Source organism: Chitinophaga sp. (assembly GCF_035761305.1).
Taxonomy (GTDB): domain Bacteria; phylum Bacteroidota; class Bacteroidia; order Chitinophagales; family Chitinophagaceae; genus Chitinophaga.
Map to the genome: position 1 here is coordinate 25,846 of NZ_DASTRI010000036.1, position 12,199 is coordinate 38,044.

Consider the following 12,199-nt stretch of genomic DNA (forward strand, 5'->3'; position numbering starts at 1 on the left):
TCTTTTTTTACTTCGCCACTTTTAATGCAGGAGTGGTGTTAATACGCCTGATGATATGTGTGGTAGAGCGGTCGGGCACCAGCGGCAGCAATACCACTTCGCCGCCAAACTGTTCTACCAGCGCTGCTTCGGGCAGCGTTTCTTTCGTATAGTCGCCGCCTTTAACAAAAATATGCGGCTGTATCACTTCAATTAATGCGGCGGGGGTATCATCTTCCAGGCTGCCAAAGGGTACAATATGGCGTACGGCTTCCAGCCCCGCCAGCACCTGCATACGGTCATACAGCTGGTTTACGGGCCGGGTGCTGCCTTTCAGGCGGCGTATGCTGTCGTCGGTATTAATACCTACCAGCAGCACATCGCCCAGCTCGCGGGCGCGGTTAAGGTAGCTTACGTGGCCGCTGTGCAAAATGTCAAAGCAGCCGTTGGTAAACACCACTTTCTTGCCCTGGCCTTTATAGATGTTGCAGATGTGGCGCAGCTGCTGCAGGTCGGTAACATACTTTTCGTTTACAGAAAAGAATGCTTCCAGCTCATGCTGCAGGCAATGCGCTGTTTCCTGCTTGCCAATAGCCACTGCCGCTGCGGCGCCGGCTATTTCAGCACAGGCGGGTATGCCTGCGCCGGCCAGCCATGCCAGCGTAAAGGCGCTGATGTAAGTATCTCCCGCACCAGAAACATTGGGCATGGGAATAGGTCTTGCAAAAGCGCGGTACACCGGTTTTTCTCCCTCAAATACCAGGGCGCCTGCTTCATCCAGCGTTAAGGCGGTAATAGCGGCGCCGGTTTGGGCATACAGGCTGCTGCCTTTGTCTTCCAGCTGCTGGTGACGGTTGGTGGCCTGCTCTTCCAGCTGCAGCATCATGACTGCTTCCCGGTAGTTGGGTTTTACCAGGGTGGGGCGCAGGGGCATAAAATATTCCAGCCGCTTGGAGTCAACTGCCACGCACAGCGGATGCTCCTGCTGCAGCTGCACCAGCGCATTCAGCACAGCGGGCGTAAGCAGCCCTTTGCCATAATCTGCAATTACTACTGCGTCGTATTGCGGGTACAGCTCCTGCAGCAGCTGAATAAATTCGTTTTCCACCTCCGGAAGTATGGCGTGCTCCGATCCTGCATCATAGCGCGTGAGCATCTGGGAACCGGCCATTACCCTTGTTTTAACAATGGTGTTACGGCTGTTATGCTGTATTACCCTGCATTGCACGCCTGCGTGCTGCAGCAGGGTAATGGCGCGCCCGCCGTCTGTATCGGCGCCGGTTACGCTGCAATAGGTAACCCGGGCGCCCAGGTGGCTGAGGTTGGCGGCGGTGTTGGCCCCGCCGCCGAGTGATACGGTGGTGGAGGTAACATTCACTACCGGCACCGGCGCTTCGGGTGAAAGCCGGGTGCTGGCGCCGCGCAGGTATACATCAACCATCAGGTCGCCTATGCACAGGATATTAAAGTGTGAAAATTGATTGGTGATATGGGTGTACATACAACGCTTGTTTTAGGAAGTAGGTGAAGAAATAATATAACCGGCGGCATCTGCCAGGCTTTGGGCATAGTAAGCCGGTGTTCTGTAATCTGCCATTATCCACTCTGTTTCATTGCCATTATCTATTAATACCGTGCGACAGCCGGCGCGGTTTCCCGCTTCTACATCATTCAGTATATCACCTATCATCCAGGATTGGGGCAGGCAAATATGCAGCTCCCGGGCAGCCAGCTCCAGCAGGCCAGGCAGGGGTTTGCGGCAACGGCAGGCAATGGCGTAATCTTCTACTGCGCCTTCCGGATGGTGGGGACAATAATAAAAGCCATCCAGGTGCAACCCGTTATACTGCAGCCGGCTTTGCATACCGGCAATCAGCGCCTGCAGCTGCTGCTCATCAAAATAACCCCTGGCAATACCGGACTGGTTGGACACTACTACCAGCGCATACCCGTGTGCGCGTAACAGTTGTAACGCGTCCATGGCGTCGGGCATCCACTGCACCTTTGCAGGATCCGCATTGTAAGGTACGTCTGCCACCAGTGTGCCGTCTTTATCCAGGAATACTGCTTTTTTCATGTTCATCTGTTCATATTCATCCGTTTATAATAGACAGGGTATCGTTTTTTTGCTCAGGCGCGGACGTGGCGGTCTGCTGACCTTCAAACCTGCGTTCCACCAGGGTGCATAACATATGCAGCAGGTGCATGTGCATTTCCTGTATGCGCGCCGTGTTGCCGGAAGGCACTATCAGGCTGATGTCTGCATAATCCGCTGCAGGACCGCCGTCTTTGCCCAGCAGTGCAATGCAGGTCATCTGCTGCTGCTGCGCTGCTTCCATGGCCAGCAGCACATTGGGCGAGTGGCCGCTGGTGCTCAGGCACAACAGCACATCGCCCTTGCGGCCAAGCGCCTGTACCTGCCGGGCAAATACCTGGTCGTAACTGTAATCATTTGCCCAGGCCGTGAGCACGGCAGTATCGGCGGTAAGCGCAATGGCCGGCATGGCGGCCCGTTCCGGTATTTCAAAACGGCCTACCAGCTCCGCGGCAAAATGCTGGCTTTGAGCAGCGGAGCCGCCGTTACCGCACACCAGTATTTTTTTGCCCTGCAGCAGGCAGCGGTATAATTGCCGGGCAGCGGCCTGCAGGGGAGCGCGCAGCTGTTGCCTGCACACCGTAACCGTGTTTAACAGGCTTTCAAATGCATTATCTATGATAGAAAAATCTTCCAGCATGGTACCGTTTACGGCAATGCTGTGATTTGTGATCACCTTTTCATACATATTATGTACCAGGTGCGCTACCCGTTGCCAGGTGAAAAGCGCCTGCACCCGTTTAATGGCGTTAGCGCTCATTTCTTCCAGCAGCGGTTTGTTGTGCAGCAGCCCGCTGATTTTTTCGGCCAGTATTTCCGGCTGCTGCGGCGGCACCAGCAGGCCGGTTTTGCCGTCCTGCACGCTGTATTTAATACCGCCCACATTCGCGCCTATTACCGGCGTGCCGCAGGCCATAGCTTCCAGCGGCGTAATGCCAAAGGGCTCATACCAGGGAGTGGTAATAAAAAGATCGGCGGCTGCATAATAATACCGCAATTCATCGCGGGGGCGCTGACCGGTAAAGGTAACACTGCCGGCCACACCCAGATCTTTTGCCAGCTGTTTTAACCGCGCTATTTCCGGGTTAAAGCCCTGGCCGCATACTTCCTCCTCACCGCCTACAATGATCAGGCGTACCTTGGCGCCGGTGTATTTCAGCAGGGGCAGGGCCTGTATTACATTGTCTACCCCTTTGCGCGGCACCATGCGCCCCAGCTGCAGCAGCACTGTTTCCCTGGGCGACAGCTTTAATTTCATACGGGCTATCTGTTTATCTACCGGGTACATTTGATCGGGGTTCACGCCGCCGGGAATAATAGTGATCTTATCGGCCGGCGCTTTATAATGCTGCAGCAGGTCTTCCTTATCCTGCGGGCACTCCGCGATAATGCAGTCGGCCTGGTGTATGACTGCTTCTTCAATTGCAATTCTTTCCGCAGGGAATTTGTCCTGCGATCCCTGGTGCAGGCGACGTATATGTCCAAGCGCATGAAAGGTTACCACAAAGGGGATATGCAGTATCTGCTTCAGCTCCATAGCCACCTGGGCCGACATAAAAAAGTTGGCGTGTATGAGTTTATAACGGATGCCATGCTGCTGTATAAACTGCAGCATGTTATTGCGGAAGGCGCCCATATACGGCAGCAGCTGCTCTTTGGGAATGCATTGGGCAGGACCGGCATCTACATGTACGATACGTACCCCGTTGGCCCATTGCAGGCATTGTGGAAGCTGCGGGTCCTCACGCCGGGTAAAGATGTCTATTTCATATCCCTTTTTAGCCAGCTGCCTGGCCAGTTCCCCCACGTACACGTTTTGTCCGCCGGCGTCTACACCGCCAATGGTGGAGAGGGGAGAGGCGTGCTCACTGATGAATGCAATCCTGGATTTCATATGCATGACAATTAGGTTTAAATGATAATGCTCCGGCGCTTTGCGCTCCTTTATGCGGCAGCCATTGTATGCAGGGCGGCATTTACACCGCCTGCTCCTGGCGCGCAATTACTTTATGAATAAGTTGTAACCCGTTTGCAGTAAAGCGGCAGCTGTTGAAACGCACGCGGCAGCATACGGTATATGTAATTACCTATTTTCAATGCCGGCTTAGCGTGTGTTTGCATACTGCTCTGTTTACTGGTTTTGATGAATACCTGTAAAACAAACGTTCAAGAAGTAAACCAAACGTTTACCTGCAACTGGACGCCAGGTTGCGGCACAGTTGGGAACAGTAGGGAATGCTGCTGTTGCGGGCCGATCAAAACCTGCTGAAACGCTTATTGGAAGCGCTTCTGATAAATAATTGCAAAAAAATAAGATAGCGGTATGGTTTGCAATCAAAAATGTACAAGTGGAATGTCCACAAATTGGCGCAGTTGAGAACATTGTTCCACGCAATGTCCATAGCCGCTAATGCCCTGTTACAGCGGAGTTCGGAGGTTTTTGCCAACGGTGCGCGGGGTATGGCGCAAAACAAAAAAGAAGGCGGTACGCGTTTACAGGGCATGCGTGCAGTTAGCGGCAGGCTAACACAGAACCCGCTACAGCAGCTTGTTTAAGAGGATCGCGTGGCCTTGTTTTTGCGACCCATTAAGAAAATAAATGCATATGGAAACTTTAAATAGCGAAAACCGCAATCAGTATGCGCTTATAACCGGCGCTACCAGCGGTATCGGGTACGAGCTGGCCAGGTTGTTTGCACAGGACGGCTACAATCTTATACTGGTAGCACGTAATAAGGAACGGCTGCAGGAGGTGACCAATGAATTGAAAACAGCCTATGCCGTGGAGGTTACGCCTATGGTAAAAGACCTGTTCCGTCCGGCCGCCGCCAAAGAGCTGTATGACGATGTAAAGGCGATGCGTATAACCGTTAACGTATTGGTGAACGACGCAGGGCAGGGCCAGTGGGGCCCCTTCCTGGAAACCGACCTTGAACGGGACATTGATATTATACAGCTGAACATTATTTCCCTGCTGTCACTTACCAAGTATTTTGTAAAGGACATGGTAACGCGCAATGAAGGGCGAATACTGCAGCTGGGCTCTGAGGCAGGTACTACGCCTATGCCGCTGCTGTCTGTATACGCCGCTACCAAGGCGTTTGTGATTTCGTTCAGCGCTGCGCTGTCCAATGAGCTGAAAGATACCGGCGTTACGGTTACCGTGCTGCTGCCAGGCGCAACAGATACGGATTTCTTTCACAAAGCACAACAGGAAGATACGGTCACCTATCGCGAAAACCAGCTGGCTTCTCCCGCAGAAGTGGCCAGGGACGGCTATGATGCGCTGATGAAAGGAGAAAGCAAAATTATTTCCGGGGCCAAAACCAAAATGCATGTGTTCATGTCTGACCTGCTGGGCACCACCGGCGCAGCCGCCAATGCCCGCAAGCTTAACGAGATCAGTAATGAGGAAGAAGGCCGGACTGAAAGCACGCATACGCCTTCCAGGAAAGAGCGGGAAACTGTATGGGAACAAACCGGCAGCCGCGATGGCGATTACAGGTAAAACAGGGATAGTAACATATAGTACAGGGGCGGGCGCATGGGCGCCCGCCTGTTTTATGGCGCCGGCAACCTGATCTGAATACGGCACAGATTATGCTTTTCCCTTATTACACCAAAACAAAATACATGAAGCAGTTTAATTATGGCATAATGGTACTATTGGCTGTAACACTCAGCAGCTGTGAAGTAATAGGGGGCATATTTAAGGCCGGTGTGTGGACCGGCGTATTAATAGTAGCAATTATCATCGGGCTGATTATCTTTTTTGTTAGCCGGGGAAGGAAGTAGGGGAAAGATGTGAACACCCCGGGTAGGAAATTTTTCCGTTTGTGATTAACCAGGCCTTGCTAAAATGAAAATTCTGCTTGTGCGCAACAGGAGCAGGAAAGATAAATTATGATTTTAATTAATATTTATGCTAAATTTGTTTGTTAGCGACAATAACACACGGCTATCCGCCTGGATAACGTGATACCTGTGCAATTGCCGGAATTTAATGCCTATACAATATGAAAAAAATACTGCTGCTGTTAATGTTAACCATTACGTTTGCAACAAGCCGTTCCTATGCCACTACCTGGGATGAGCCCTGGGCTGATAAGGTAATTAAAGACGCCACCTCATTTGTGCTGGCTAAAGTGGTAGCCACTGACGAGCAAAGAGGTATTACCCTGCAGGTCATTAAAACATTGGGCGGCCAACCGCTTAAAGATAACCTTACCATTACCGGTTTTTACCTTTTGCATCTTTGCAGCACTTCTGCAGGGCATGGGCCGGAGTTTTATACCACGCCAACAGACAGCTGCTACTTTTTCATTCAGCAAAATAAGGCAGGTAATTACTGTATAGCCACGCCTACTACCGGGTACGACTATGCGGAGAATGGAAATGTGCGCGCCACCTTCCGGCACTCTTATCACCAGGCGCTGGCGCCGGTAGCTGTTTATGAAAAAACCATGACGGCCATCTTCAATAACTATCACGGTGCACCTTATGACCAGGCATACATCAGCAGCTTTGTAAAGGAGCAGCTCAGCAAAAAGCCTGCAGGCTTTGGGGAAGATGAGATCCATACTTTTTTTCTGCAGCATGTGGCACTGGAATGCGTGCATCACCTGAAGCTGAACACCGGGGAAAGTTTAATACTGCCCTTCCTGGAGGATAGTAAAAATTTTCACAACCAGGTATCTGCCGCAAGGGCCATGGCCGCTTTTAATACTGCCGGCAGCAAGGAAGCGCTGCTGAAAGTAATAGGCGATACTACCCGTCGGGGATTTGTGCAGGTAATGTGCGTATGGTCATTGGGTGAAATGAATGCTCAAAGCATAAAGCCACAGTTGGAAGCGCTGGTAAAGCATGCGAATGAAGAGGAGGATGATTTTGGCGGGAACATTATGGACCCCAGGATTTGTACAGATGTACCCAGTGTAAAAGAGGCGCTGGAAAGTTTGATTGCGAAGTTGGGATAGGAGTGGGTGATGGCGGAGGTCTAGTTTGTGGCTAAACGAAATGTGTCGTTTGGCATGGGAAAATTTTTTATTCAAAGCTTTCTTTTTGGAAAAAAGTTATTCATATTTGTATCTGAATGTTAAGAGAAGGTATTTAAGTTGTACCCTATACCGCGTTTCTATGATGAAAAGATAAATCACAACATAAGAGTACAGGTTGACCCATGACCCTACGGTAGATTTCAACCTTTGAATTTTTATTGTGCTTACAATCTGCAGTATGCGGCAAACGCGTATACCGTTGATTGATACGCTGCTCGCGGAGTTTAGTTCGTATACGTACTTACCACATTTCGTGGTACAGGCTGTTTATTATTATATCCGTGCCCTGTACATGCGCAGCATGCTTCTATTGTATAACCGGGCGGGTACATGGTACAGATACGTTTAAACCGGGATGATTTTTAAAAGATAGATCTGAATAATAAGTGATAAAATAACAGATAGCCAATGAGTGCACATACCCTATACCAGATCAGTAAACATAAGGTTACCGCCCTTTTGACTGCCGTTTTATTGGCTGCAGGAAGCACCGGCTTTGCACAGGAACAAGCTGTGGCGCTGGAAAAATATGCGCCGCCTTCGCCTAATGCGGCAGAATTGGGTAAGTATGCTACCTATCCTGTAGGAACAGTTACCGGTACTCCTGAAATAAGTTATAACCTGTTTACAATACAATCCGGAGAGCTTAGCTTACCGGTTACCCTTTCATACCACGCCTCCGGCATTAAGGTAAACCAGATGGCCAGCTGGGTAGGGTTGGGATGGGCTTTAAATGCAGGTGGGGTAATCTCAAGAACTATCTTCGGCAAGAAAGATGAAGGCGGCAATGGTTTTATGAGTGCCGGGTACCATCCTCCAAGAGGGACTGATTTATCAAATGATATGTCATACGATGCGCTGAACAGGTATTACCTGGATGATGACCTTGAACCGGACCTGTTTGTGTATACAGCAGGAAGTAAGAATGGTAAGTTTATTTATACCAGGGAGAAGAAGTTTATGACAATACCTTATGCTCCTATTAAGATCAGCTTCGCGGAAAAGCCGAATACAATAGATGATATAACTTTTGAGATTGTGGATGATGACGGCACCATTTACCAGTTTAAGGACCTGGAAACTACTATGCCTCAAACAGCGCATCCGCTCAATGATGTGCATACTGCTTCCTGGTATTTAACATACATGATATCTGCATCCCGCAGGGACACTATTTCCTTTACTTATACTATAAACGGGATCGACAGCTATGTAAATGGTTATTCCTATACTGTTGGGCAGGGATTGGGCGGCGGATGCTCATCAAACACTATACAGTCCAGCTCCAGCGCTTCCCGTACAGGTGAGTTGCAGCTGAATGAAATTACTTTTAAAGAAGGCAAGCTGGTTTTTGAGAGAAATGATCCTTTGACCCTCCGCAAAGACGGCGGTGGTTACAAACTGGAGCATATTACGGAATACAGCAAGAGGTCAGACGGTAGTTACGAATTTGTGAAGCAGGTAAATTTTCTTCAAAGCTATTTCCAAACAGATCCTTTTTATGATAGCCGCGACTATTACCGGCTGAAGCTGGACGGCTTAAATTATACCGACGAAGCCGGCAATATTGAGAAGAAGTACAAATTTGAGTACAACAGCACGCCGTTACCGCCCTATAATTCTACCAGCCAGGATTACTTTGGGTTTTATAATGCTAAGAGTAATACAACCCTTATACCACATACACACCTTGAAAGAGGCGAGCTAGGGGCATCCTTTGGCGCATATGGAGCAAATGCCGGTACCTGTGCTGTGGAAATGGATTTTGGCGATGCGGACCGTGAGCCGGATGCGGATGCCATGAAGGCTGCCATGCTCGAAAAGGTAACATATCCTACCGGAGGCTATAGTGTATTCGATTTCGAGCCGCATCACTATCGGCTAAAGGGTTATCCTGTAGACATAAAGCATACAGCCAGTGTGCCAAGAGTAATAGGTGTTAATTTAGACACAAAACAGGAAGCTACTACAACCTTTAGCAATGCGGTAGTAGCCAATGCAAAGATGATCATCCATTTTTCACCTACAGTTATGAGCGGTCATTTGATCCCTGAAACGCAACAGGTAATCCTGAAAGACGTAACTGCCGGCGAGAATGTAAAAACCTGGACGCATAACGACAATTACTCAGTAGCACTGGATGTAAATGAAGAATTTACAATGCAGGCAACGCATACTTATGAGCTGGATATAATTGTTTACGGAGAGCCGGATGTTTATGTAGATGCAAGGGTGGAGTGGACGGAGCACACCCTCCAGGATATTGAGAAGATCGGAGGAGGATTGAGGATAAAAAGTATTAAAAACTATGGTTACGACAACAAGCTGCTGAATCAGGAATGGTATACCTATGGCGAAAATGAGGAGGGGTTGGGAGAGCCTATATTTGACTATGATTATTTTGCTAAAAGTTATGTGGATGCCATGTCAGAGCATACAGAATATGATCCTGGTGCTGTTGCCTGCCAGGTTGAACGTGCCTATTATCGTACCTACCAGGGTGTTGCAGATAATACTACTATAACCTATAACGGCTCTCCTGTTCTATATTGGCTGGTAACCAAGTATAATGGTACGCCGGATAATAACATCGGCAAAACTGAATATTACTACAACATTAACAAGGGCGCCAACTTTGTTCCCCATACGTTCAGATCGCTGGGTAATTACGGCTCGCTGGATAATGCCTGGTACCAGGGAGATTTAAGGCAGGAAATTACCTATAAAAATTCTGGTGGTGGCTATACGCCGGTTATGGAAAAAAATTATACTTACCAGCGCTTTGATTTCCAGAAGGAGTATGCCGTGGTTTTACGCAAATTCTGTGAAACATCAGGGTCGGGCCCAACTGGTTGTACGGTAGGGTATATTGACGGCAGACAGTATTTTGCCTATTACGAATACTCAATTGCTACGGGTATTAATAAAATGGTTTCGGAAGAAACCAGGGTATATGACCAGGCTAACACCGCAAATAGCATTTTAACCAGGAAAGAATACACATATGACAATACATCTCACTACTATCCCGTAGAAATTATCAGTGCAGATAGCAAGGGTAAAATCATACGGCAGCTTATGAAATACCCCGCAGATGTTGCAGGGAGTGACCCCGTTCTAAACCGGATGCTGGCCAATAATATGATCAGCAAACCAGTGGAGAGCTACCGTTATTGGGATGCCGGCAACAGCAATAAGCTGGTATTCTCAGAAAAGAATATGCTCCAAAGCTGGAATAATAATGATAACCTGGTACGGCCCTTTAAAAAGGAAGTGTCTTACGGAAATACAGCATCTCCCATCACATTGGAATATCATGCCTATGACGACCGCGGCAATGTAACGGAACAATCCAAAGCCAATGATGTAAATGAAGTATACCTATGGGGCTATAATAACCAGTACCCGGTTGCAAAAATAGTCGGAACCACCTATACCGCTGCTGCGGCGCTGGTAGATCCGGAGGTGTTGCAGCACCCCGGAAGCGATCAGCAGCTGAAAGCTGAGCTGGATAACCTCAGAACGGCACTGGCCGGCCAGGCGCTTGTAATTACCTATACCTATAAGCCATTAGTAGGCGTGACCAGTGAAACAGATCCTACCGGCAAAACTACCTATTACGAGTATGACTCGTTCGGGCGCCTGAAGCTGATACGTGACAAGGACCAGCACATCATTAAAACATTCGATTATCACTATATCGAGCTGTAAGCAATTAGGTTCCGATATATAATTATAAAGCTACTTGTATGCAAAAAGTTATACAGTTTATATCCCTGCTATTGTTTGTATGCATAAATATTGCAAACGGGCAGGTAACTATGTCCGGACCCACAAAAGTACGAGGCGGAGCAACGGTTACTTACTATGCAATGTCCAGCTGCTGGCAGTCTTCCACTGGTTTTTGCTGGGGAATAAAATCCGGTGCCGGAACTCTTAACAATAGTTGTGGGTCTATAGTTGTAGGCCCGGGTAACCCGCCGCCTACTAATTGTAACTGTTATAATAACATGTCTATTACCTTTAACAGTTATTCAACTATTGTGCAAACAACAGTGATAGTGGAGGAAAAGTGCGGCAACTTTGCTTCCACTAATGTTACCATTGTTCCACCGTTAGCAGATAATATAACAATCAGCCCGGCATCCCAAACCATTAACTGCGGTACTACCGGCGCAACGCTTACTGCCAGCACACCTTCCGGTGGAGATAATACTTACACCTACCAGTGGCAAAGCTCATCTAACGGCAGCACCTGGAATAATATCAGCGGCGCCACTGGCAATACTTATACGCCCTCAGGCCTGAGTGCCACTACATATTTCAGGGTAGCGGTTACCTCTTTCGATTATACGGTAACCAGCAGCACTGCCACGGTTGTAATAACCACACCAACAATAACAGCCGGCACTATCTCCAATACTGCACAGGCAATTAATTACAATACTACTCCTGCGAGCATCGTTTGCTCTGTGGCCGCTGGCGGCTGTAGTTATTTGCCATATACTTACCAGTGGCAAAGCTCATCAAATGGTACTACCTGGAATAATATCAATGGCGCCACCTCCCAAAATTACCAGCCGGGCAGTCTTACGGCCACAACGCATTACCGCAGGGCTGCTACCAATAATGGGGTTACTGTTTATTCAACCAATACAGCTACTGTAACGGTATATCCGCAGCTGACCACCAGCATAAGCCCTACGGCAAAAAGTATTAACTATAATACCAGCCCGGGAGCAATAACCGCTGCACGTAGTGGTGGTAACGGGGCTTATACCTATCAATGGCAAAGCTCTCCTAATAATAGTACCTGGAGCAATATCAACGGCGCCACAGCGCAAACCTATACCCCCGGTAACCTGGTTGCTTCCGTGTATTACCGCGTTATCACAACCAGCAATGGCGTATCTGTTACCAGTAATGTATCAACTGTAACGGTATATCCGCAGCTGACCACCAGCATAAGCCCTACGGCAAAAAGTATTAACTATAATACCAGCCCGGGAGCAATAACCGCTGCACGTAGTGGTGGTAACGGGGCTTATACCTATCAATGGCAAAGCTC

Annotated in this window: 7 protein-coding genes; 4 read left to right on the plus strand and 3 right to left on the minus strand. The window is 48.7% G+C overall.

The genetic code is table 11. The annotated features are described in order from the left end of the window. Positions 1 to 7 precede the first annotated feature (7 nt). The 3 genes from rfaE2 to VFS25_RS03870 are packed head-to-tail and all read right to left on the minus strand — an operon-like array spanning position 8 to position 3,968. On the minus strand, positions 8 to 1,480 hold the full coding sequence (gene rfaE2 / locus VFS25_RS03860; protein ID WP_326460799.1) for a D-glycero-beta-D-manno-heptose 1-phosphate adenylyltransferase: 1,473 nt from the start codon (positions 1,478 to 1,480) through the stop codon (positions 8 to 10). Positions 1,481 to 1,492: 12 nt separating this feature from the next. Further along, positions 1,493 to 2,056, minus strand: a complete 564-nt coding sequence (locus tag VFS25_RS03865) for an HAD family hydrolase (protein ID WP_326460800.1) — start codon at positions 2,054 to 2,056, stop codon at positions 1,493 to 1,495. A gap of 16 nt (positions 2,057 to 2,072) precedes the next feature. Beyond that, the gene (locus VFS25_RS03870) at positions 2,073 to 3,968 is read right to left on the minus strand and encodes a glycosyltransferase (RefSeq protein WP_326460801.1); all 1,896 of its coding nucleotides are present in this window, start codon (positions 3,966 to 3,968) and stop codon (positions 2,073 to 2,075) included. A gap of 711 nt (positions 3,969 to 4,679) precedes the next feature. Here VFS25_RS03870 and VFS25_RS03875 point away from each other — a divergent pair. The 4 genes from VFS25_RS03875 to VFS25_RS03890 form a co-directional block, all read left to right on the plus strand. Beyond that, a complete protein-coding gene (locus VFS25_RS03875) occupies positions 4,680 to 5,582 on the plus strand; it encodes an SDR family oxidoreductase (RefSeq protein WP_326460802.1) in 903 nt (300 codons plus the stop codon). A gap of 508 nt (positions 5,583 to 6,090) precedes the next feature. Further along, positions 6,091 to 7,050: a HEAT repeat domain-containing protein gene (locus VFS25_RS03880; protein ID WP_326460803.1), complete on the plus strand. Its 960-nt coding sequence runs from the start codon at positions 6,091 to 6,093 to the stop codon at positions 7,048 to 7,050. Between the two features lie 489 nt (positions 7,051 to 7,539). Next, complete coding sequence (locus VFS25_RS03885; protein WP_326460804.1) at positions 7,540 to 10,842, plus strand: RHS repeat domain-containing protein; 3,303 nt, start codon at positions 7,540 to 7,542, stop codon at positions 10,840 to 10,842. A gap of 299 nt (positions 10,843 to 11,141) precedes the next feature. Further along, positions 11,142 to 12,199 (plus strand): hypothetical protein (locus tag VFS25_RS03890; RefSeq protein WP_326460805.1); only part of this gene is annotated, 1,058 nt, incomplete at its 3' end.

Excerpts from the sequence above, each read along its gene's own strand:
- VFS25_RS03875 (WP_326460802.1), top strand. The coding sequence starts at position 4,680 with ATGGAAACTTTAAATAGCGAAAACCGCAATCAGTATGCGCTTATAACC.
- VFS25_RS03865 (WP_326460800.1), bottom strand. The coding sequence starts at position 2,056 with ATGAAAAAAGCAGTATTCCTGGATAAAGACGGCACACTGGTGGCAGAC.
- VFS25_RS03880 (WP_326460803.1), top strand. The coding sequence starts at position 6,091 with ATGAAAAAAATACTGCTGCTGTTAATGTTAACCATTACGTTTGCAACA.
- VFS25_RS03870 (WP_326460801.1), bottom strand. The coding sequence starts at position 3,968 with ATGAAATCCAGGATTGCATTCATCAGTGAGCACGCCTCTCCCCTCTCC.
- rfaE2 (WP_326460799.1), bottom strand. The coding sequence starts at position 1,480 with ATGTACACCCATATCACCAATCAATTTTCACACTTTAATATCCTGTGC.
- VFS25_RS03885 (WP_326460804.1), top strand. The coding sequence starts at position 7,540 with ATGAGTGCACATACCCTATACCAGATCAGTAAACATAAGGTTACCGCC.